Origin of the sequence: Hymenobacter roseosalivarius DSM 11622, from assembly GCF_900176135.1 — a bacterium.
GTDB classification, from domain to species: domain Bacteria; phylum Bacteroidota; class Bacteroidia; order Cytophagales; family Hymenobacteraceae; genus Hymenobacter; species Hymenobacter roseosalivarius.
The window spans coordinates 118,023-140,098 of sequence record NZ_FWWW01000055.1 but is presented as its reverse complement, the minus strand read 5'-3'; the positions used below and the strand labels follow the sequence as shown (position 1 = coordinate 140,098).

Sequence of the window (22,076 nt, the reverse complement as noted above, 5' to 3'; positions counted from 1 at the left end):
CGCAAAACCAAGCATAACTACCGTCTGGGGGGCTTTTTTTGAGGATTATATGGTGCGTAGCCGGTAGCGGAAGTACGAGCCGACCAGCAGCAGTAGTTTTGTGTTGTCGGGCACGCGCACGCGGCCCCCGAGGATTTGGGTGGCGGGCAGCTGACGAATTTTGTGAAACAGCTTCAGGTAGTACACATACGCCAGATACACGCCCAGGCGCGCCGCCCGCGGCAGCTGCACGATACCGGCGTAGCCCGCCTCAAAATCAGCGCGAATATCAGCTTCAATGTCGCGCTTCACGGCATCGTTGAAGTGCTCATAGCTCACGCCGGGGAAGTACACCCGGCCCCGCTCCTCATAGTCGGAGCGGATATCGCGTAGGAAGTTGATCTTCTGGAAAGCAGCGCCTAAGCGGCGAGCAGGCTCCCGCAAACGGTCAAACAAAGCCACATCGCCCTCGCAGAAGATGCGCAGGCACATCAGCCCCACCACTTCCGCCGAGCCGTAGATATACTCGTCGTAGAGCGACTGATTGTAATTACAGTCCTCCAGATCCATTTCCATACTGCGCAAAAATGCCTCAATAAACTGCCGATCTATGCTGTAGCGGTGCGCTATAAGCTGAAACGCGTGCAGCACTGGGCTCAGGCTAAAGCGTGTATCGAGCGCCTCATAAGTCTGGCGCCGGAAATCGGCAAACAGCGTGGCTTTGTCGTGGTCGTGGAAGGTATCCACGATTTCGTCGGCCCAGCGCACGAAGCCATAGACGGCGTACACGGGCAGGTGAAACCGCGGGTCGAGGGTGCGGATACCCAGCGTAAACGACGTGCTGTATCGCTTGGTAATCAGCTTACTGCACGCCAGGCTGGTTTCATCAAAAAGGGCAACGTGGTCCATTGGTTTCATTTAACATTTATCATTTACCATTTAACAGCTCATAGATCACTCAGATGCCCGATTATAAAGACAGTACAGAATGGTAAATGATAAATGTTAATTGTTGAATGACAACTTGTTCTCTTTCTCAACTTCCCTGGCCACTACCTGCCCCGAAATGAGCGAGGGCGGTACGCCGGGGCCGGGCACGGTGAGTTGGCCCGTAAAATACAGATTACTGACCTTTTTACTTTTCAGCGTGGGCTTGAGAATGGCCGTTTGCTTGAGCGTATTGGCCAGGCCATAGGCGTTGCCCTTGTAGCTGTGGTAGTCGGCCACGAAGTCGCGGTGGGCGTAGCTACGCTTGTACACCACCGCGTCGCGGATACTCTGGCCCGTGAGGCGCTCCAGGCGGTCCATTACGAGGTGATAATACCGCTCACGGGTTTCTTCAGGATCAGCTAAGTCGGGGGCCACGGGCACCAGCAGAAACAGGTTTTCGCAGCCTTCGGGAGCTACTGTAGGGTCGGTTTGGGAAGGCACGGAGGCGTAAAACAACGGCTTGCTGGGCCACTGCGGCTGCTCATATATCTCCTGGGCGTGGCGACCAAAGTCCTCATCGAAGAAGAGGTTATGGTGGCGCAGGTTTTTCAGGCGCTTATTTATACCCAGATAAAACAGCAACGACGAGGGCGCCATCGTACGCGAATCCCAGTATTTTTCGTCATAGTGCCGGTGCTGGGGGGCTAATAGCTGCTGCTCGGCGTGGTGGTAGTCGGCGCCGGCCACTACGATATCGGCGGGGCGAAAACCAGTGGCGGTCTGCACTCCGGTGGCGAGGCCGTTTTCCACGCGTATTTCCTGCACTTCCTGGTTGTATTCCAGCTTCACGCCCTGCTGCTCAGCCACTTTGACCATGCCTTCCACTATTTTGTGCATGCCACCCCGCGGGTACCAAGTGCCCAGGGCCAGATCGGCGTAGTTCATAAGCGAGTACAGAGCCGGCGTGTTTTCGGGCGTAGCTCCTAGAAACAAAACCGGAAACTCCATGAGCTTGAGCAGCTTTTCGTGTTTGAAAAAGCGGCGCACATGCTTACTCATGCTTTGCAGCACGTCCAGGCGCACGGCATCCACGAGCAGGCGTGGGTCGGCAAACTCCAGCAGGGAGCGGCCGGGCATGTGCACGAATTTGTTTATCCCGACCTCATACTTGTAAGCCGCTTGCCGCAAAAACTCATCGAGCCGGACAGCGCTGCCGGGCTCCAGATGCTCAAACATGGCGCGCAGCTCGGGCATACCGGCGGGAATATCCAGGATGTCTTCATCGCCAAAAATCACGGCGTACGATGGGTCGAGGCGCACCAGGTCGTAGAAATCGGCCACCTGGTGCCCGAAACGGGCAAAGTATTGCTCAAACACGTCGGGCATCCAGTACCAGCTCGGGCCCATATCGAAGGTGAAGCCTTCAGCCCGAAAGACGCGCGCCCGCCCCCCCGGCCCTTCATTTTTCTCCAGCACCGTGACCTGGTAGCCGCGCTGGGCCAGGGAGGTAGCCGCCGATAGGCCCGCGAAGCCCGCGCCAATAACTAGAACGTGTTTACTCACAAATTACCAATTAGGTAGAATGGATGTTGCACCAACAGCAGGTGCTAATATTGAGGTGAAGGCCTCGCTTGCGAAGCAAGGGCTCCTATTGATACCGTTTAATTGAGCAGAGGTTTGCCAGATTGCAGCCTAAACCCCCGAATCAGAGACAATCTGCGAAATACGCGATTAAAAAAGCGGGCCGCGGGTACGCCACCTTTCGGTTTTGTATCCTGCGGCCCGCTCTACGCCCGGGCGGCGGTATTATCTCTCCCTATACTCTACACACCGGGGGCGTATACTTTCAGCGCCTGCTTCAGTTCCTTGCGGGCAATGTGAATACGATTTTTCACGGTACCAATCGGGATCTGTAGCTTCTCTGCAATCTCCAGGTACTTGTAGCCAATATAGTACATCATAAACGGGGTGCGGTAATCGGCCGAGAGGGTAGCAATCGCCTCGTTGATGTCGGTTACCACGAAGTCGCTGGAAGCGCCGTTGTGAGTGATGTAGTTCTCGTCGGTGTTGAAGTACTGGAAATACTCGGTGCTGTCAATATTGCTATTGCGCTTGGTAATCTTATTATAGTTGTTAATGAAGGTGTTGCGCATGATGGTGTACAACCATGCCTTCAAGTTGGTCCCAGCCTTGAACTTGTCCTTATTCAACAACGCCTTGAGCAAGGTTTCCTGTACCAGGTCCTTTGCATCGTCGGCGTCGCGGGTCAGGTTCATCGCCACGGGCTTCAGCGAATAGGAAATCTTTTGTACTTGATTAGTGAATTCCAGAGAGGTCATACTGTTTAGCTTTTCGTGGCAAAAAGTTAAACAAATATACGAGAAGATTTGAAAGTCGGATAGCTTTGAAGCAATTATTTTTCTTGAGTCTCCTGTACTTGTTTAGGCCACCCCAATGTACGAAGGCGCTGATAATCAGGAGGATTTGCAGAATATAAAATCGATCTTCTCCCCTTCCTGACTGTTGAACCGGCCATATAGCCGGACCAACTCCCATTTTCTCTCGTTGAAGCTTTCTGAGTTAAACAGAAAATAAAAATGGCTTTTCCTTTCCCGTTCTTTTCTGTTTTTCACGGGAGATTTCCTGCTAAAGGCCATCAACTCCTATAGCGGACCACCAGCAGGCTACCTGGCTACTTAAGGCGCCGCTCATCGGCGAGAGCCAGAAAGTCAGTCATCAGGCGAATCCGGCTCGCTCTGGGGGGCATTTCCAGCTCCTGATGCTGCGCTTGGCCACCATACAGAAACAGCTCACATTCGGGGCAAAGCCGGGCCAGCTCGTTTATGTAAGCCTGAACGTGGTCGCGCTCGGGCAATGCCGTCATTACGCAGCAGACGGCGTGGGGCTGATACGTGCTGTACACCACCTTCAAGTCGTCGAGCGGCATATTCTGCCCCAGATACAGCACATGATGGCCCCTGGAGCGCAGAGCATGATTCATAAAAAGCAACGCCAGCTCGTGCAGCTCGCCTTCGGGCAGATACAACACCCAGCGCCGCGTAGTGGCCGGGGCTACCAGCGGCAGGCTGTCAGTGGCTACCAGCATCTTCTGCCGCAACAGATTGGTAACCAAATGCTCCTGGGCCGGATTGACGCTACCTGCCTGCCACAAAAGACCGATGCGCTGTAAAAAGGGATACACCACATACATGATGGCCGTCTCGAACCCCAGCTGGCGGATGGTGGCCGTGAGCACTTTGGTTAGCTGATGCTCGTTCATTTCCAGCATAGCGGCCAGCAGCGCGTTTACCTGGCGGGCATAATCATGCGGATCATCGGAGCCGGCTAATACGGCCTGGGCCAGCTCTCCCTCGCTGAGGCGGGCAACGTGGGAAATTCGTTGGCCGCGGCTGCACAGCGTAGCTACGTTGAGCAGGCGGCGCAAGTCGGCGTCGCAGTAAGTGCGAATGTTGGTCGCGGTACGCTCGGGACGCAGAATATTATAGCGCTGCTCCCACATCCGAATGGTAGGTGCTTTAATACCCGAAAGGTTTTCCAGGTCGCTAATAGAAAATTGTCCCACGGGCTAAATTAATAATTAGAGGTTAATTATTAATTTTTTTCCGGCGGGCCAGGGCAAAATACTTCGATGATACCCACAGCATCCCAAACTCCTCCGAGCCATCGCGCGCGCTGGTTTTGTGATGCATCTTGTGAGCCATATTCAGAGCGCGCAGGTATTTACTGCTCGATTTGCGCCAAAACCGCAGCCGGCCGTGAATCAGCACATCGTGCACGAAGAAATAAACGGTGCCGTACGCAGCAATACCTACTCCTACCCAAAACGGCCAGTCTTTCGTCTCCGAGCTGTACATAATAAAGCCCATAGACAGGGAGCCATAAAACAGAAAAAAGAAATCGTTGCGCTCAAAGCGGTGGGGATGCCGCACATGGTGCGACCGATGCAGAAACCATAGCGCGCCGTGCAACACATACTTATGCATAAACCAAGCAACGAATTCCATTCCCAGAAAGGTGGCCGTCGTCACGGCTGCGGCTGCCAGTGGTGTCATGAGGGGTTAACCGGGGAGCGGGAGGGATGTTTAAAAGACGTTTTGAACCTCTGCCTGACGAGCTTAACGCCTGGTTGTGCATTGCCTAGCTAGGCGCCAGCGTCTTCCCAGATGATTTTTTCCTTATTCAAAAAAGCGGCGATACCCCGACGACAATCATTGGAGCCACGCGCTTCGGCATTCATCTGGGCGGCGTAGCGCAGGCTTTCTTCCAGGGGCATTTCGGGGATGCGGGCCAGCATCTCTTTGGTGGTTTCCATACTCTGGGCAGAGTTTTCGACGCACAGACGGCGGGCAAACGCGCGAACCATTTCGGCCAGCTCTTCTTTGGGAGCCAGAAAATTAATCAGGCCAAAATCGAGCGCAGCCTGGGCCGAAATCACATCGCCGGTGAGCAGCAAATGCTTGGTACGGGCCTCGCCAATTTTGCGCAGCAAAAACACGCTTACGATGGCGGGTATAAAACCAATTTTAACCTCGGTGTAGCCAAACTTCGCTTCGGGCACGGCAAAAGCGAAGTCGCAGATGCTGGCCAGACCACAGCCGCCCGCCAGCGCATGGCCCTGAACCTGGCCAATAACGACCTTTTTGAGGGTATAAATCTGATGAAAAAGCTGCATCAGATGCGTGGAGTCCGACAGGTTATCGGTGTAGCTAAAGCCTTGCAGCTCCTGAATATACGCTAAGTCGGCACCCGCGCAGAACGCGTCGCCGGCAGCGCGCAGCACCACTACTTTGCAGGTCTCGTCATCTTCGGCGTATTCAAAGGCCAGCTTCAGCTCCGATACCATGTCGGAGTTGAGAGCATTGCGCTTCTCAGGGCGGTTGAGCGTGATATATCCTACGGCTGCCTGGCACTCGTAGCGAACGTAGCGCAGGGCTTGCAGGTCCTCGGTTGGTGTGTTTTCCATGGTCGTTAGGCTTAGCAGTATACGGGCAGCGCCTGCGGGGCGATAAAAGCCCCCCAGACGCCAATGAGCCGGCTTGGTAATCAAACCTAACAAAAATGGTGCGGTAAAGAAACTACATAGGGCGGCGCGGCGACCGGACTTTTCCTTTTTACTGCCTCGGCCGCTGCCGAAATGCCCCCTGGGCCGTCACATCATGGGTGTGAAAGCCGGCCGCGCGCAACAGCGAATCCTGGCGGGCCACGTACCAGCTTCGGCACGACGAATCGAAGACGATGGGGGGCTTTTTGCCGAACACCGCCGCCAGCTCAGCCGGCCGCACACGGGCGTTGCGGCGCAGCACGACCACATCTACGGGCCAGGGCTGGCGAGCCGGACTAAGGTAGCCCGTCACGAAAGCCAGCCGCAGCCCACGCCATACGACCAGCACCAGCCCATCTTCGGCTTGCAACCTGGCCGGCACGGGCGCAGCCTGCCAACCCTGGTAATAGCTTACGCGGCGCGCGGCGCGCTGAATGGAGCCCGGCACGATGCGGTAGGTGCGCTCCGTTTCGGATAGCGGCAGCGAATCGACAGTCACAATGTCGGCCGCCGCGCCTTGCCAGAAGCCGCACACCGAGCGGCGCGGTATGCTGTAGACTATCAGCTCCTCATCGGTGCTTATGCGGTGCGCGGCCCAGGCGCGACTGCCAGCAAAGACACCTAACAACGCGCAGGCCAGCCCTAGCCAAGCCAGCCGTTTGGCAGTCAAAAAGATGAGCAGCAGGAGAATAACACCGAACACCAGCCAGGTTTGCGGGGCCGAGAGCTGAATACCGCTGATGAGTGCCTGCGGCATCTGCCGGCCAATCCAGAAGATGTATTCGTTGAAAGCCCAGATGATATTTTCCAGTACAACCGCCACCAAGCGCGGTACTACATCCAACCCGGAAGCAAAAGCGGGCACCAATGCACCTATGACGTGCGTGATGCCCGTCACGGCCAGCAGCCCCAGACCCACATACAACGCCCCCGACGATAACGGCACGGCCACCAGATTGGACAGCAAAAAGCTGAGCGGAAACTGGTGGAAATAATACAGCCCCAGCGGAAACGTAGCCACCTGCGCCGCCAGTGTTAAGGCCGTGGCCTGCCATACCCACTCGGCCGCCCAGCCGCTGGCTTTCCACAGATGGCGCACCGGGCGCGACTGCCAGGGCCGCTGCCGGCGGGCTGCTATTTCCCGAAAATCAACCCAGCCGGCAATGCGCGGCTGTAGATACACAATGCTGAGAACGGCCAGAAAGGAGAGCTGAAAGCCTACATCAGCCAGCAAGTACGGATCATAGCAGAGCAGCACGAAAGCGGCCACGGCCAGCGTATTGTACATCGTACTCTGCCGCTCCGTTACCCGCGCCACAATGATAAAGCTGAACATCACCGCCGCCCGCAGCACCGAGGCCGAGCAGCCCGTAACAAACGCGTAGCTCCAGATAACCGCCAGCCCCACGCCCGCCGACCAGTACCGAAATCCGGGTGCAGCCCCAAACAACCGACGTAACGCCCAGGTAATCAAGCCAAACAGTAGCCCCACCTGTAAGCCCGACACTGCCATAATGTGGGTCGTGCCGGTGTTGGCGTAGGCTTGCTTTGTTTCCTGGTCAATATCATCCCTTAAGCCCAATACCAGCGCCGAAGCCATGGCATACTCGCGCTTAGCTGTGACGTAGCGCCTAAAAACGCCATCAAGCACCCGCGCCGCCCGCAAACTAACGGCGCGAACATAGCTGGGGGGCAAAAATGCGAGTATTCGGTATTGATCGGGGTGAATAAACTGCTGATGATAGATCTGGTGGTAAGCCAGATAGCGACGGTAGTCGAACTCGCCGGGGTTAAGCGGCGCTTTGGCCGGCGCGGGCTGCCCGCGCACCAGCCACACCTCCCCGTAAAGCGGCGCGGCTACGCCATCCTCGCGTGGTACTGACACCCGAATGCCCCCTACTGCCGGCTGCCAGCGCCCGCCAACGCGTACCGCCGACACGCGCAGGGTAGTGGCGTACGTAGCTGGCCGCACCACAGGGTTCTCATCCACCACCGCTCGGTAAAACTCTACAGGGCTGGTAAGTTGACTTAAATGGTCCAGGCGCCGCGACTCAGTAGCCAATTGGGCGCTGGTAAGCCCCGCCAGAAACACAACGGCCAACGCCAGCAGACCTATGGCATCATTCGCTCCGGCTGACCCGCACTTTGCAGCCCACCATTGCCCGAAAACGATCAGAAAAAAGCCCCCCAGCAGCCACGGCCACAGTTCGGGTAGCTTTTCGCCGCCGTACAAATAAGTAAGAATGCCCGCCGCTAAGGCTACGACTAGTCGCACGAAAGCAAGAGGAGCCCAGCGAATCAGGCTATGCATAGTAAGATAACAGAGTAGTGATCTGTGTAAAAATCGAAATAGCCGCACTCATTATTTACTGACAATCTCTGGGGAATTTTAAAGCAAAAGTCCTTCCGGCTTTGAGCCAGAAGGACTTTTGTAGGGGCGCGTGCCACGCGCCCGTCGTCGTTTAGTTGTTTAGGAGGGTCTTTCAATTAAATAACACCGGGCGCGTACGGCGCGCTCTTACCCGCGGTAAATCATTTTAAAGTGCTCAATATCACATTCCGAAAACTGCTCGCCCACTTTCTCAAATCCGTGGCGCTCATAGAAGGGAATAGCCCGCAGTTGGGCGTGCAGGTACAAAGTAGCCTCGGGGTAAGCAGCGTGCGCATCTGCGAGCACCTGCCGCAATAAGGCGGCACCTACTTGCTGATTGCGGTAGTCAGCCAACACGGCGAAGCGCTCCAGCTTTACGCCTTTGTCGGTGGGGCGCCAGCGGGCTGCGCCACAGGGCATGCCATCGGCAGCGCGGGCCAGATAATGCGTAGCGTCGGTGCGGTCGTGTTCGTCGTATTCGTCATTCAAGGGCACCCCTTGCTCATGTACAAACACGGTTTCCCGGATGGTGAAGGCGTCGTCAAGGTCGCGCAGGTCGGTAACTCGTTCGGCGGTAATCACAGATTTGGCAGTTTTAAGCTGGGTTCGCAGATGCGAATGAATAGCGGTTTTGGAACAATCACTCGTTTAGCGAAGGTACATGGAACAAAAAAAGCTGCCTCACTTACGAAGCAGCTTTTTTCAAAAGTGACTCCCGCCAAATAACGGCTGGCGGCTTATATTCACGCCAGTTGAATCGATAAAATTGGCAATTCAAGTAACTAAATTCATTCTACAACTGCTGCTCCCGATTGACCGGCAGGCTGGTGCTGCCATTCGTCGGAAAATCCGACTCAGGGCGGGAATCCGGGTGCGGACGGTAGAGGTCGCGGGTCGGGCGGGTGGCCTGGTCACGCTGCGTCTGCACGTCGTAGCGGTCGTAGGCATACACGATTTCCTTCACGAGACGGTGACGCACCACGTCCTCAGCGGTCATTTCCACGAAGCCAATGCCGCGCACATCGCGCAGAATATCAAGCGCCTGCAATAAGCCCGACTTCTGCTTGGTGGGCAAGTCAATCTGGCTGCGGTCGCCGTTCACCATCACCTTCGCGGTCGGGCCCATACGGGTCAAAAACATCTTGAGCTGGGAAGGCGTGGTGTTCTGGGCTTCATCCAACAGCACGAAGGCATTGTTCAGCGTCCGGCCGCGCATGTAGGCCAGGGGGGCAATTTCGATGATCTTATTTTCCTGGTAGAACTTCAGCTTTTCGGCCGGAATCATATCTTCCAGGGCATCATAGATCGGGCGCAGATACGGGTCAACCTTCTCCTTCATGTCGCCAGGCAGGAAGCCCAGGCTTTCGCCGGCCTCCACTACGGGGCGTGAAATGATGATTTTTTTGACCTCCTTATTCTTGAGCGCCCGCACGGCCAGCGCCACCGAAACATAAGTTTTTCCGGTACCAGCGGGCCCCAGCGCAAACGTCAGGTCGTGCTTCATGACCGTATCCACCAGCTTCTGCTGGTTGGGCGTTTTGGCCTTGATCACACCGCCTTTGGCTCCGAATACAATCACATCGGCCGGCGAGACAGTGGCAATGATGCGCTCCTGCTGCTCGTCGTCGGCCGCCGCGATGTATTCGCTCACGTTGCGGTCGGTGATGGCGCCGTACTGGTGGTAGTGCTCAATGAGCGAGGACAGAATTTCGTTAATGCGGGCAATGACTGGCATCTGGCCCTGAATTTTTATTTCGTTTCCGCGGCTGATGATCTTGCTGCCGGGGAAAGCGGCAGCCAGCTGGCGTATGTTCTGATTGTCGGGTCCGAGGAACTCGACGAGGGAGACATTTTCGAGGGTGATGATTTTCTCGACCAAATTTATAAGTGCTTTAAGGCGAAGAAGGTGATAAAAAAACTAGCGGTGGGGCGTTGGTAGGAGCAAATGCCTACTTTTGCCGCCCCCACCCCAGCTTACACCGGGGTCAAACAATAGTACGAAGAACTCAGGATTTCCGGCAATGGGGTTGATTACGTTTCTGTCCGACTTTGGCTACCGCGACCATTACGTGGCGGCCGTGAAGGCGCGCTTACTGCAATTGGCCCCCACGCAGCCTGTGCTGGACATTTCCCACGCCATCGAACCCTTTAACATCGCGCACGCCTTACACGTTCTAAATGCGGTGTTTCGGGATTTTCCAGTCGGCACCGTGCACCTCTTGGGCGTGAATGATTATGGCGGCGCGCAGGGCCGCTGGCACGCCGTGCAGTTTGAGGGTCATTATTTCGTGGCCGCTGATAACGGTCTCCTTACCCTGCTCACCGATGGTCGCCCGGCCGACGTCGTACGTCTGCCCGCTGCCGCTACTCCCTCGCCTACCCGCGACGTGCTGGCTCCCGCCGCCGTGCACCTGGCCCAAGGCCGTCCACTCGAAGACCTTGGCCCGGCCACCACGGAGTTGTATCAGCTCCTCAACCGCCAGCTCCGGCTTCAGGATCACCGCGTTACTGGCCACGTAGTGCACGTAGATCATTACGGCAACCTTATCACCAACATCACCCGCACCGCCATTGAGGCCGTGGGCCACGGCCGGACGTGCTCGGTACACTTTGCCCGCGAAACTGTGCGCGAAATTGCCCCCCACTTCCAAGCCACCGCTCCTGGCGAAGCTGTGTGCATTTATAACAGCCAGGAAGTACTTTGCATTGGCATCAGCCAAGGCAACGCGGCCGAACTACTCGGCCTGTACTTTGATTCGCAGGTAGATATTCGGTTTGCCCTAGACGAAACGTAGCCAACGCTGCCCTTGTCGAACCACCATAATTTACGAAAAACCGGTTTTAATGCGTTTAAAGGCATTTTATAATTGTGTTTTTGTATTATGTTAAACTGAATAAGCCAATATGACATAGCTTTAGAATGCTCGATGATTGGGGCATTTCTTTTCTCATACAACTCATTGCCTTATGCTGATTCGAGTCGTTCGTATGACATTTATGATAGAGCACACCGCGTCCTTTTTGCAGCTTTTCCGCAATACGGAAGGTCGTATTCGCCAAATCCCCGGTTGCCAGCACCTGGAGCTGTGGCAGGATGCTGATACACCCCACATTTATTGCACGTATAGCCACTGGGATTCGGAAGCGGCGCTGAATGCGTACCGCAAGTCGGCCCTGTTTGGAGAAGTATGGCCCGCCACCAAGGCCTTGTTTGCAGCCCCGGCCCAGGCCTTTTCAGTACAGCCAGTTATTGCTCCGGCGACGTAAAGAAGTATTCAGCCTCCTGCACTTCAAGCAGTGACAAGGCATCTGTTCTCTCTCCGCGCCACATCCGGCAGCCCATTTATCTGCACAACCAGCCACCCATGACCGATTACTTTGAATTTTACGCCCTGCCCGAATCCTTCCACCCCGATGAGGCCGCGCTGAAGCAGAAATACTACGCCCTGAGCCGCGAGTACCACCCTGATTTTCACGCCACTGCCCCGCCCGAGCGTCAGCAGGAAGTTCTGCACCTGGCCACCCAGAACACCAACGCCTACCGCACCCTCTCCGACCCCAACCAGCGCATGGCCTACATTCTCAGCCGCCACGGCCTGCTGGAAGAAGGCAAGCAGGAGATTCCCTCGGATTTTTTGATGGAGGTAATGGAGCTCAACGAACAGCTGATGGAGCTGGAAATGGAACCCGACCCAAACGTAGTGGCAAGCGTTGAGAATGAGGTAAATGCCATCGCTACCACCCTCGACGCCGGCATCGAACCGGTACTAGCTGGCTACCCCGGTTTGCCCCCCGATGTGCGCCCCCAGGCCCTGCAACAAGTGCGCACCTATTATTTGAAACGCCGATACTTGTTGCGTATTCGCGAAAGTCTGGCTAAGTTTGCCACCCGTTCCTGAGTCGTGGGAGCGTAGGGATGCCCAGATGGCGGAACCGGTAGACGCGTTGGTCTCAAACACCAATACCGCAAGGTGTGCCGGTTCGACTCCGGCTCTGGGTACAGAGTAGCAGAAACAAAAAGCCTGAGAAACCGATGATCTGGAAGCAGAGGCGGTTTTTCAGGCTTTTTGCATTCAGTGATTTAAAGCATTCTCTCCGAATGACTCTTTTACAGATTGACGGTTTGCAGGTTGAGCTGGTGCGCAAAAACATTCGCACGCTACGCCTGACGGTGTACGCCCCCGATGGCAAGGTGCGCGTGGCAGCTCCAATGCGCATGGCCGCCAGCACTATCGAAGAGTTCGTGGCAGCGCGGCGAGTCTGGATTCTGAAGCATCAGGCGAAATTTGCGTCGCGGGAGCGGCCTGTTGCGCTTGCCTACGTGTCGGGCGAAACACACTTTTTCCAAGGCCAAGGTTATCAATTGCAAGTGCACGAAGCTCAGGGACGGTCACGGGTAGCAATCCGGGATGAACAGTATCTGGACCTATACACGCTCGAAAGCAGTACCAAAGAGCAACGAGAAAGTATAATGACTGCCTGGTACCGGGCGCAACTGAAGTCGCAGTTGCCGGCGCTACTCACCAAATGGGAGTCTGTGGTAGGCCAGCAGGCCGCGGCCTGGGGCATAAAGCAGATGCGCACCCGCTGGGGCACCTGTAATATTCAAGCGAGGCGTATCTGGCTGAATCTGGAATTGATAAAACGCCCCCCAGGCTGCCTGGAATACGTGGTGGTGCATGAGCTGGTGCACTTACATGAGCGCTACCACAACACCCGGTTCTGGGGTTTCATGGATGAGTTTATGCCTGAGTGGCGGACGTATAAAGCTCAGTTGAGCCAAGTAACATTAGGTCCTGCTGGGGGCTCGGATGCGCACTAAATCGCCTATCAACAAAATAATGGCAACTGAAAGTTGCCCGTCATGCTGCATGTCCTCAGCATGACGGGCAACTATATTTCGGCTAGATATACCACTTGAATAATCAGCGCACAAAAACGGCCCGAAAACAGTAAGCTTCCGGGCCGTTTATATTGAATTCAGGTGGTCTCTTTACTACTCCGGAAAGTCGGCTGAGTTACCTATTTCAGCTACTCCTTCCAGCTCCTTCATCAAGCTCGTAAACTTGTCGCGGGCGCTTTTCACGGCGGCTTTGCCCAAGGGCAGGTGGAGCGGCGGATTCTCCTGACGCACAAGATCATACATGATCTGGGCGGCGCGGTCGGGGTCGCCGGGCTGACGGCCGCTATAGCTCTGGATGCCTTTCAGGTTTTCGCCCACGGTGGCGCGGTAGTCCTCAATCTGGGTGTCAGCGAAGCTGGCGGAGCGGCCGGCCCAGTCGGTGCGGAAGCCGCTGGGCTCGATGTTCGTGACTTTTATTCCCAAGGGGCCTACCTGCTGAGCCAGGCTTTCGCCGATGGCTTCGAGGGCAAACTTGCTGGCATTATACACGCCCACGCCGGGGAAGGTTTTCAGGCCGCCAATGCTGGTGATGTTGAGTACGTGGCCGCTTTTGCGTTCGCGCAGGTGGGGCAATACGGCCCGTAGCACATGCAGCGGGCCAAACACGTTCACGTCGAACTGACGGTGCGCTTCTTCGGCCGTGATTTCCTCGATGCTGCCCATAGAGCCGTAGCCAGCATTATTCACGATAACGTCGAGGTGCCCCAGGGTCTGAATAGCATCGGTGACGGCTTGTTTTACCTGGCTTTCATCGGTGACTTCGCAAACGAAGCCGCGGCCGTTGGTACCGGCTTTTTGGGTGAATTCGTCGGCCTGCTGCTGCTGGCGGAAGGTGGCGGCTACTTTGTCGCCTTTCTGCAGGAGCAGCTCGGCCAGGGAAGCGCCGAAGCCGGTGCTGACACCCGTGATAAACCAGTTTTTAGAGTTGGTTGGCATTGTTCAGATAGACAAGAATGGATAATAAGCGGCCGCAAAAAAGTACGGCCGGTTTCTTCAACCTGTAAAGGCAGCTTAAAGTTTTTGGAACTACTATAAAAGCTAACTCCAAGCCTAAACACGCTCAGAACGGGCGAAAGGTTATTTGAGTAGATTAATACAGCTTGTAGAGACGCGTACTCACGTCTAATCATTGAACCGAAGGTCAGTGCAGCTAACAACCGGTACTATGCCAATTGAACAACGACCGCGACAATTAGACGCGAATAGGCGTCTCTACATATCTGCTTTTAGCTCTACCAATACTGCCGTGGAACCGCCGGCGTCGTCATCGGTAACGAGTAGCAGCTCGTAGCGTTGGGGGGCAATTTCGCGGCGCACGGTTATGCTTTCTACCTTGCCGCGGTAGGGCTGGCCGCTGGGCAACACCAGTTGGGTAAAGAGGGTCTGCAAAGGGCGGTCTGAACGCTTCGCCAGGTCCAGCATACCTACAAAGCTGCCTAATACTTCGCCATCGGCTACGGGGTCGGTGGTGTCTTCCACGGAGGCCGTCACAAACAGCTTCTCCTTATAGGTAGTGGCACCCGAAAAGCCGGCAGGTTTCTGAGTGATGACCGGTAATTGATAAAACTGCGTTAGGACGATGGGAAGTTGGGCCGAGCGATGTTGGATAAAATCTAACGCCTGCTGTAAAGGCAACCGAAACAGCAGGTTACCCATTGCCGAACCCACCGTACGCTGAAACAGCAGCAGCTCGGTAGCGGTGGCGGCGGCGGCTTCCAGATTTAGCACCACGCTCTTGGGCAACGCTTTGCGCAGGGCACCATACAAGGCACTCAACGAAAGCGGATACACCGCAGCTCCGGCCCCCGGCTGTTTGGGCAGCGTCACCCAAAACCCCTTCTCGCGTTCCTCTGTGGCCCCCGAGCCGCATACAAGCAGGGCTGTATCGCCGCCGGCTATGGGCACGGCCGTGAGGCATTCCAGGTCGGGCTTGATGTTTTTGGGTAAGCGGCCGGAGCTGAAATGCACTGTTTCAAAAAGCGTGATGCGGCCGTTGGCCTTCAGGGCCCGCGCATCGAAGCGGTAGAGAAAAGGGGAATCGTCGCCGATAATGTAAACTGTGTCGCCCACCACTTCCACCCCAGAGGCCGAGGGCAGGTCGGGCAAATCAAACTGGCGAAGGATGGTTGCTTTCATAGGGTAGGAAGTCAGGTGGACCTACGACGAAAAAGTCGTAGGTCCACTCTCGTTGCTGATGTCCGCGCCGTGATAGTCGTTCGACGATAGTGGTCCTGCGACTTTGGAGTCGCAGGACCACGCTACGCTGGTCGGATTTGCTTACTCTTTCGTAATCGTAAACTCCACGCGGCGGTTCAGGCGGCGGGTTTCTTCCTGGGCATTGCTGGCGCGGGGCTTCGTTCCACCGTAGCCTACGGTGCTGATGCGGCCTTCGGCTACCCCGCGGCTCACTAAATAGCGCTTCACCTCTGCTACCCGGTCTTCCGACAGCTTTTGGTTGAGACCCAAATTGCCCTGGTTATCCGTGTGACCTTCCAAGCGAATATTCACCGTGGGGTTGTCGGTGAGGGTGCCAGCCAGGCGGTTTAGCTCGGCGTAGGAAGCACCGAGCAGATTGTATTTGCCCTGAGCAAAAATCAGCGTTGGCAGCTCCAGGCGCGAGCCTACCCCGGCCGGTACTAAGAGTAGGTTGCGGGTGAGCGGAGCCGTGACAGTAAGCGTATCGGTGGCGGTCAGGAAGCCCCCGCTCACCGCCGACAGTCGGTAGCGACCGGGCGGCAGCGTAAACTGGTAGCCGCCGGTAGCCGCCTCTACGCGAGCGGTGGCATTGTACGAGAAATTGCCCCCCAGACTTGCAATTTTCACTTCGGAAGCTACTGGCTGCTGGGTTTTAGCATTGATTACGCGTCCCGACAGCAGCGCCCGTGGAGGTGCCACCGCAAACGTGGGTGCCGGGGCCGTTTCCACCACCGAATCGGGAGGTACCACGCCCACCTCCACCCGAAACAGGTCGGCGGGGCCATTGGCCGTGCGGGAGGCGGCATAATAGGCCTGCTTGCCATCGGGCGTGAGGCTGAAATAAGCATCGAAGCCCGGCCCGTTGAGGGTAGGACCAAGATTACGGGGCTCACTCCATTTCGTCCAGGAGTCGTCGAGGCGGGTGCTGGTGAAGATGTCGGCGCTACCGTAGCCGCCGTGGCCATAGGAGGAGAAATACAGGGTTTTGCCATCGGGTGCCAGCCAGGGGGCAAATTCAAAGCCCGGCGAGTTTACTACGTCGCCCAGGTTGCGCGGCTCCGACCAGGATCCTTTTCCGGCAGGCTGACTGATATATAAGTCATTGCCGCCGTAGCCATCAGCCCGCTCCAGGGACAAGAGCAAAACTTTCTCGTCGTTGGTCTGAAAAAACGTGGTAGCGGTGCCCGTAGAATAATAATTAATTATATCCAGCTGCTCGGTGCGGTTGCCGTTTTTGCCCCCCACGTTGCGGGCGGCCCGCGAAATACCATCGTCATGAAACGTACCGTCGCGCTCGTAGTAGCCGCGCACCAGCAGATAGTAGCCATTCTTTACCACCGCCATCACCCCATTGTGCTGAGGTGTATTCAGCCCGTCGAAGCGCGTGGCGGGCCCCCAGGTACGGCCCTGGTCTACGGAGCGGCTCATCCAGATATCGCCCGACTCCGCGTTGCCTTCCGTGTTACCGGCAAACTTAGTTCGCACAAAAAACAAGGTCGCGTTATCGGGGGCCAGCACGGGTTGTAGCTCATTGCCAGGAGTATTCAATGTATTCAGGGCCTGCGGGGGTCCGAAGCCCGGTAAGCTAGAATCCACGTTCAGGCGCAACATGAATAAGCGCCATTGCTGGGTAGCCCGGTTGGCCGGCTTCTGCGACACGATGGGCGTCCCGTTAGCTTTGTCGGCTGAGGCTACGGAAATGCACCGGTCGTTGCCGCGGCTGATGAGCTGTAAGCTGCCCGCCGACCCACCCGGCACGAGACGCCACTGCTGATACAGGCTGCCCGTGAAGGGCCGCTGCACCAAGGGGGCATTTTCATCCGGTTTATCTACCGTCAGGCACTTGCCGGTAAGGCGATTTTCGATGCGGAAATAGTCGCTGCCCGGCATGACGCGCACGAAGCGCCACTGCTGGCTGGAGGCGTGCGTGAACTCCCACTGCACTATAGCAGCACCCGACTCAGCGGAAGAGTTGGCTACATCCAATGACCGGCCGCTACTGCGGGCTGCGATGCCATAATAGGCCTTTTCATCGGGAATAAAAGGAGTGTTTTGGGCGAAAAGCGGACCTGCTGTAGCGCAGATAAGCAATACGAGCAGAATACGAAGCGGCGAAGGGAGCATGCACGCGAATGAATGGACTGGGCCGCAAGTTAGCGGAAATCTGCACCGGGTAGCCCCTAACGAGAACCGCCGCTCTTGCCCAGGGCAAAAGCGGCGGTTGATATTATTAAGTAGCTAATCTAAAATAAGTATAAGCTAAAGTAGCATAAGCATAGAGCAGTAGTTAGCTGATAGCATTGTTAATGTACTTGAAGCGCACAAACCGGTCGTTCTCATAGATAGCAGCGAAGTGCCCCGTTGGAGCAGTGCTCCTTGCTTCTGGCTTGCGCTCCACGGAGCGGGTGCTGGGCATCGTCGGAACCGAAGGATACGAGCCAGGCATCAGACCTGGCGCATGGCAAATGAAGGAAAGGATTTTGGACGGCATGGTAAGTGTGCTTTATAGGGTAAAATTAAGTGTGTAGGATTGTCGGGAAAGTGCTACCTGGGAGAAGACAGAGTATTTAACTTTTTTTATTTACTAACTATGAAGATGTAAACATCTTTTTGAACGATGCTAAGGTAGCTTATTAAATATGTAAAAGTAAATGCGTATTACCCCGTAATTTTAGGTCTGAGTCAGTACGTACGCCTCTATCCGTACTAGCCCGGATACAACCTACGAATAGTGCATTTAAAGCCTGATTAGGGCATTTATTATAAGTAGCTAAATATGCTCCCCTCTCGTAACCCAAAAGGGCTGTTACGCGTAGCGGCGCCAATTCATACCAGAAAGCATAAAAAAGCCCCCACGAATCGTAGAGGCTGAGCAGCTGGAAAAGGTTGCGTTTACTGAATAAGCTTGTGGCGTAACGCGTAGCGAATCAAGCCAATAATCGATTTTGAGTTCGTTTTGGTTAAGATGTTCTTGCGGTGCGTTTCTACTGTTCGCTCGCTAATGAACAGCTTTTCGGCAATGTGGTGGTTGGAGTACTCTCTACTGATTAGCTCAAGCACCTCCCGCTCCCGCAGGGTTAGCGGCACGGGGGCGTCGGTGGCGGGAGTTGGCCGCAGGGAAGCCAGCTCCATGTTTTGCAGCAGCATCGAGCCTACTTCCGGGCTAAAGTATGTATGGCCCGCTGCCACCTGCTCAATGGCTTGTATTAGCTCTTCTGGGCTCAGGCTTTTTAACATATAGCCACAGCCGCCGGCGCTAAGCACGTCGGTTACGGAAGCCTGGTCATAGAACATGCTGAGCGCCACGATACGCAAGTTGGCGTTGACTTCACGCGCCGCCCGAATAAACTCTAGTCCCGACATTTGAGGCATACTCAGATCGGTGAGCACTACCTGCACTTCCGGATGCCTGAGCAGCTGCTGCAACGCGTCGGCACCCCGGTTTGCTTCGGCCACCACCCGGATTTTGGGCTGGGATTTCAGCAACGTCTTCACGCCTTCTATTACCATCTGGTGGTCATCGAGCACCAAGACGGCAATGCAATCTTCGGCTACTGGGTCATTCATATAGCGCAAATGGTCAGGCACAAGAACAGATTACGCAATTTCTACCCATAGCAGACTGCAACATGCTTGGATAACTTACCCGCAACAGCAGGTAGAAATATACGATAAATCTTCTGGTGTGATACTAGTATCCACTACCCCGTGTGGTCTGCCTTCATGGTGCGTACTCGGTCCAGATCAGGATAGAGCTTAGCAACAGCACTAAGTTTTTCCAGAAAGCCTAAACCTAGCGAAACTTTACTAAAAACCCTTTCCACGTCGCGTAAATGGCTTTTTCCCGGAAGTAAGCCCTACTGTTCTGTTTAACTTTTTCTATCAAAAACCTCAACCTTCCAAATAACATACTCGTTAAGCAAGTCGGGGAATTTAACTATTCCGCCGGTTTCGTTGAACCTGAGTAGCTTATATGACTGATGCTGAATACAATATTATAACATCGGAATACTTTGATTTTATAAATAACAAAGAATTCCCTTGTGTCGCCGCTAAGACCGCACTCACTTGGAAGCAGATAAAATGCTTGGTGGTTGATCATATGGCTTGCCCCAAGGACGACGCGGCCATTCTGCAATTCATCTACGATTTCGTAGATGAGTACCGGCAGTCCACTAAGCTGTACCATAGCTTGGCTATTGTCTTTAAGGGGCCAGAAGACCCGAATGAAGCCCAGTTTGAGGAGTTTCTGTGGCAGCGCCTGCAAGCTTTATCTAACCTGGATGCTCAGCAATACGGTTACGACAAGCGCGTAGTAGCCGACCCTAACTCTCCCGATTTCAGCTTCAGCCTGAAAGAAGAAGCTTTTTTCATCATCGGTTTGCACCCCGGTAGTAGCCGACTGGCACGACGGTTTAAATATCCAACATTGGTCTTTAATGCTCATGCCCAGTTCGAGCAGATTCGGGAAGCCAGCCGCTACGATGGGCTGCGCAACACTATCCGAACGCGCGATGTGGTGTTTTCTGGTTCTATCAACCCGATGCTGGAAGACTATGGTCAGGCCTCGGAAGTGTACCAGTACAGCGGCCGGGTGTACGACAATGCCTGGAAATGCCCTTTTTTAAGCCAACATGCCACAACTGACCATCATTCCGCCGCGTAGCGGCACTTCCTTCATCGTCAAAAAGGGCCAGCGCCTGCGGGTGGTCGATATTCAGGGCGAGCAGGTAGCCGACTTTGTGTGCTATAGTCTGGAGGACAAGGCCGAATACCTGTCTTCGGGCCGCACCATTGATTACGCCGAAACCATCTTCCTGACCAAAGGCCACCCCTTCTACTCCAACCGCAGCAACGTCATGTTCGAGATGGTAGAGGACACGGTAGGCCGCCACGATTTCCTGCTCACGCCCTGTAGCGCCGATACGTTTCGCATTATCTACGGGCATCAGCAGCCGCATCGGGGCTGCTTCGGCAACCTGAGTGCCGTCCTGGAAGAGCACGGAATCAGCCCTGATGCTATTCCTATCTGCTTCAATATCTTCATGCACGTCACCGTGGATGGGAACACGGGCAAGGTGGATGTGCTGCCGCCCAAAAGCAAAGCCGGGGATTATGTAGTGCTGGAAGCTAAGATGGATTTGCTGATCGGCATGACAGCCTGCTCGGCGGAGATGTCGAATAACTACGCCTTCAAACCAATTGGCTACCAGATTGAAGATTGACGACATAAACGCTGTGTTCTACGTACAAAAAAGCCCCCCAGAAGCGTTTCTGGGGGGCTTTTTTATATCTGGAATTTACTTCACTCCTACTGGCATACCGTACTTGCCCCGGAACTTCCGATTCAGATACACCTGCTTATTCTCGGGGCTGAAAGCGCGGCCATCGATGTAAGCGCGGGTAATGTTGTTGGTACGCATGTCCAGCAGGTCGCCGCTACTCACGACCAGCGTGGCGCTTTTGCCGTTTTCGAGGCTGCCGTAATCTTTATCAATGCCCAAGATGCGGGCGGGGCTGAGGGTAACGGCCGTGATGGCCTGCTCTTGGGTGAGGCCATGGCCTGCGGCAGTACCGGCAATAAAAGCCAGGTTGCGCGAGCCGGCCGTTTCCATACTGCCTTCATAATCAAGGCAGAAACGGATGTCAGCCTGCTGCAACATGTTCGGCAATTTGTAGGGCAAATCGTAGTCGTCGCCGGGGCGGCGGGGCAGCGCGTGCGTGCGCGACAACACCACGGCCACGTCATGCTGCTTCAGAAAATCAAGCATCATCCACGCGTCGCGGGCCCCGATGACGGCTACTTTCTGTACTCCCAGGCGCTTGGCAAAGCTGACCGCTTCCACGATTTCCTTGCCGTAGTCAGCGTGAATAAACAAAGTTTTGGAACCATCGAAAATGCCTCCCAGAGCGGAGAGGCGCAGGTTTTCGCGGCGGCTGGGGGGCAAATTTTTGTAAGCTGCTGCTTCCGTGAACATTACTTCCAGCTCGCGCAGCTGCGTCTGACGATCCTTGATGCGCTTTTCTACCGCTTTCTCGTCTTCCGCGGGGTTCAGCTTCAGAATCATCTGCGGCCAGATGAGGTGCATGCCATCGTCGGCGCGCACGGCCGCATCCTGCCAGTTCCAGGCATCGAGCTGCACAATGCTGCTTTGGCCTGAAAGCATGCCACCGCGGGGTGTAATCTGGGCCAGCAGCACCCCATTGGTGCGCACCGTCGGGATAATGTCGGAATCAGTATTATAGGCAATGAGGGAGCGTACGTTGGGGTTCATCGTGCCTACTTCCTGCTCATCTACCGTCGCTCGGATAGATTCGGTTTCAGTGAGGCCCAGGGTGGTATTAGGCAAAATTAGACCGGGATAAATTTCCTGGCCCTTCACGTCCACGACCTCGTAGCCATCGCGCTGGGTAAAGCCGTTTTGCGCCCCGGCGTACGTTATGCGACCTTTATCGAAAGCTACGGCCGCGTCGGGCACGACAGTGCCGTTGCCAACGTGCAAATTGCCCCCCACCAGCAAAATGGGCCGACCTTGGGGCGGAGCGGGCACCGGAACCTGCGCCGCCGCCGATACGGCCGTGAGCAGGCTTAAAGAAAGAAGTATATGCTTCATGGTTGAGTAATCTATGGGTTC

21 protein-coding genes and 1 tRNA gene are annotated in these 22,076 nt (G+C 55.4%); 7 read left to right on the top strand and 15 right to left on the bottom strand.

The annotated features are described in order from the left end of the window. Window positions 1–45 precede the first annotated feature (45 nt). The 9 genes from B9A24_RS07830 to B9A24_RS07785 all read right to left on the bottom strand — a co-directional run bounded on the left by B9A24_RS07830 (window position 46) and on the right by B9A24_RS07785 (window position 10,221). Window positions 46–888, bottom strand: a complete 843-nt coding sequence (locus B9A24_RS07830) for a phytoene/squalene synthase family protein (RefSeq protein WP_084444621.1) — start codon at window positions 886–888, stop codon at window positions 46–48. Window positions 889–984: 96 nt separating this feature from the next. Continuing rightward, the gene (locus tag B9A24_RS07825) at window positions 985–2,472 is read right to left on the bottom strand and encodes a phytoene desaturase family protein (protein ID WP_084444620.1); all 1,488 of its coding nucleotides are present in this window, start codon (window positions 2,470–2,472) and stop codon (window positions 985–987) included. Between the two features lie 260 nt (window positions 2,473–2,732). Continuing rightward, window positions 2,733–3,248: a sigma-70 family RNA polymerase sigma factor gene (locus tag B9A24_RS07820; RefSeq protein ID WP_084444619.1), complete on the bottom strand. Its 516-nt coding sequence runs from the start codon at window positions 3,246–3,248 to the stop codon at window positions 2,733–2,735. 353 nt (window positions 3,249–3,601) lie between these two features. Then, window positions 3,602–4,492, bottom strand: a complete 891-nt coding sequence (locus tag B9A24_RS07810) for a MerR family transcriptional regulator (protein ID WP_084444617.1) — start codon at window positions 4,490–4,492, stop codon at window positions 3,602–3,604. 22 nt (window positions 4,493–4,514) lie between these two features. Next, window positions 4,515–4,982 (bottom strand): sterol desaturase family protein, encoded by a 468-nt coding sequence (locus tag B9A24_RS07805; RefSeq protein ID WP_084444616.1) that lies wholly within the window; start codon window positions 4,980–4,982, stop codon window positions 4,515–4,517. An 89-nt stretch (window positions 4,983–5,071) separates the two neighbouring features. Then, entirely contained in the window at window positions 5,072–5,893 is an 822-nt protein-coding gene (locus B9A24_RS07800; protein WP_084444643.1) for an enoyl-CoA hydratase/isomerase family protein, read from the bottom strand. A 148-nt stretch (window positions 5,894–6,041) separates the two neighbouring features. Beyond that, window positions 6,042–8,282 carry a ComEC/Rec2 family competence protein gene (locus tag B9A24_RS07795; protein ID WP_084444615.1) on the bottom strand — a complete coding sequence of 747 codons (2,241 nt, stop codon included), beginning with the start codon at window positions 8,280–8,282 and terminating at the stop codon, window positions 6,042–6,044. A gap of 207 nt (window positions 8,283–8,489) precedes the next feature. Beyond that, window positions 8,490–8,924 (bottom strand): GNAT family N-acetyltransferase, encoded by a 435-nt coding sequence (locus B9A24_RS07790; RefSeq protein ID WP_084444614.1) that lies wholly within the window; start codon window positions 8,922–8,924, stop codon window positions 8,490–8,492. Between the two features lie 211 nt (window positions 8,925–9,135). After that, window positions 9,136–10,221: a PhoH family protein gene (locus B9A24_RS07785; RefSeq protein ID WP_084444613.1), complete on the bottom strand. Its 1,086-nt coding sequence runs from the start codon at window positions 10,219–10,221 to the stop codon at window positions 9,136–9,138. Between the two features lie 142 nt (window positions 10,222–10,363). Between B9A24_RS07785 and B9A24_RS07780 the strand changes: the two genes are divergently transcribed. The 5 genes from B9A24_RS07780 to B9A24_RS07760 all read left to right on the top strand — a co-directional run bounded on the left by B9A24_RS07780 (window position 10,364) and on the right by B9A24_RS07760 (window position 13,164). Next, window positions 10,364–11,137 carry an SAM hydrolase/SAM-dependent halogenase family protein gene (locus B9A24_RS07780; protein ID WP_084444612.1) on the top strand — a complete coding sequence of 258 codons (774 nt, stop codon included), beginning with the start codon at window positions 10,364–10,366 and terminating at the stop codon, window positions 11,135–11,137. A 172-nt stretch (window positions 11,138–11,309) separates the two neighbouring features. Next, the gene (locus B9A24_RS07775; RefSeq protein ID WP_084444611.1) at window positions 11,310–11,609 is read left to right on the top strand and encodes a putative quinol monooxygenase; all 300 of its coding nucleotides are present in this window, start codon (window positions 11,310–11,312) and stop codon (window positions 11,607–11,609) included. Window positions 11,610–11,707: 98 nt separating this feature from the next. Further along, window positions 11,708–12,241, top strand: coding sequence for a Fe-S protein assembly co-chaperone HscB (gene hscB, locus B9A24_RS07770; protein ID WP_084444610.1), 534 nt, complete (start codon window positions 11,708–11,710; stop codon window positions 12,239–12,241). 19 nt (window positions 12,242–12,260) lie between these two features. After that, window positions 12,261–12,342, top strand: a tRNA-Leu gene (locus B9A24_RS07765). A 99-nt stretch (window positions 12,343–12,441) separates the two neighbouring features. After that, window positions 12,442–13,164, top strand: a complete 723-nt coding sequence (locus tag B9A24_RS07760; RefSeq protein WP_159451981.1) for a M48 family metallopeptidase — start codon at window positions 12,442–12,444, stop codon at window positions 13,162–13,164. A 174-nt stretch (window positions 13,165–13,338) separates the two neighbouring features. On the opposite strand, the gene B9A24_RS07755 is transcribed toward B9A24_RS07760, so the two are convergent. The 5 genes from B9A24_RS07755 to B9A24_RS07740 form a co-directional block, all read right to left on the bottom strand. Beyond that, window positions 13,339–14,181 (bottom strand): oxidoreductase, encoded by an 843-nt coding sequence (locus tag B9A24_RS07755; protein ID WP_084444608.1) that lies wholly within the window; start codon window positions 14,179–14,181, stop codon window positions 13,339–13,341. A 276-nt stretch (window positions 14,182–14,457) separates the two neighbouring features. Then, window positions 14,458–15,381: a DUF6929 family protein gene (locus B9A24_RS07750; protein WP_084444607.1), complete on the bottom strand. Its 924-nt coding sequence runs from the start codon at window positions 15,379–15,381 to the stop codon at window positions 14,458–14,460. A 141-nt stretch (window positions 15,382–15,522) separates the two neighbouring features. Continuing rightward, window positions 15,523–17,565 (bottom strand): RICIN domain-containing protein, encoded by a 2,043-nt coding sequence (locus B9A24_RS07745; RefSeq protein WP_084444606.1) that lies wholly within the window; start codon window positions 17,563–17,565, stop codon window positions 15,523–15,525. A gap of 163 nt (window positions 17,566–17,728) precedes the next feature. Continuing rightward, entirely contained in the window at window positions 17,729–17,932 is a 204-nt protein-coding gene (locus tag B9A24_RS21575) for a hypothetical protein (protein WP_143434823.1), read from the bottom strand. Window positions 17,933–18,333: 401 nt separating this feature from the next. After that, entirely contained in the window at window positions 18,334–19,008 is a 675-nt protein-coding gene (locus B9A24_RS07740; RefSeq protein ID WP_084444605.1) for a response regulator, read from the bottom strand. Window positions 19,009–19,414: 406 nt separating this feature from the next. Between B9A24_RS07740 and gntA the strand changes: the two genes are divergently transcribed. Next, window positions 19,415–20,107 carry a guanitoxin biosynthesis heme-dependent pre-guanitoxin N-hydroxylase GntA gene (gene gntA / locus B9A24_RS07735; RefSeq protein ID WP_084444604.1) on the top strand — a complete coding sequence of 231 codons (693 nt, stop codon included), beginning with the start codon at window positions 19,415–19,417 and terminating at the stop codon, window positions 20,105–20,107. After that, entirely contained in the window at window positions 20,076–20,666 is a 591-nt protein-coding gene (locus B9A24_RS07730) for a DUF1989 domain-containing protein (RefSeq protein ID WP_084444603.1), read from the top strand. The genes gntA and B9A24_RS07730 overlap by 32 nt, the downstream gene beginning before the upstream one ends. A gap of 75 nt (window positions 20,667–20,741) precedes the next feature. Here the strand turns inward: B9A24_RS07730 and B9A24_RS07725 are convergent, their stop codons facing one another. Next, window positions 20,742–22,055, bottom strand: a complete 1,314-nt coding sequence (locus B9A24_RS07725; protein ID WP_084444602.1) for an amidohydrolase family protein — start codon at window positions 22,053–22,055, stop codon at window positions 20,742–20,744. Between the last annotated feature and the right edge of the window lie 21 nt (window positions 22,056–22,076).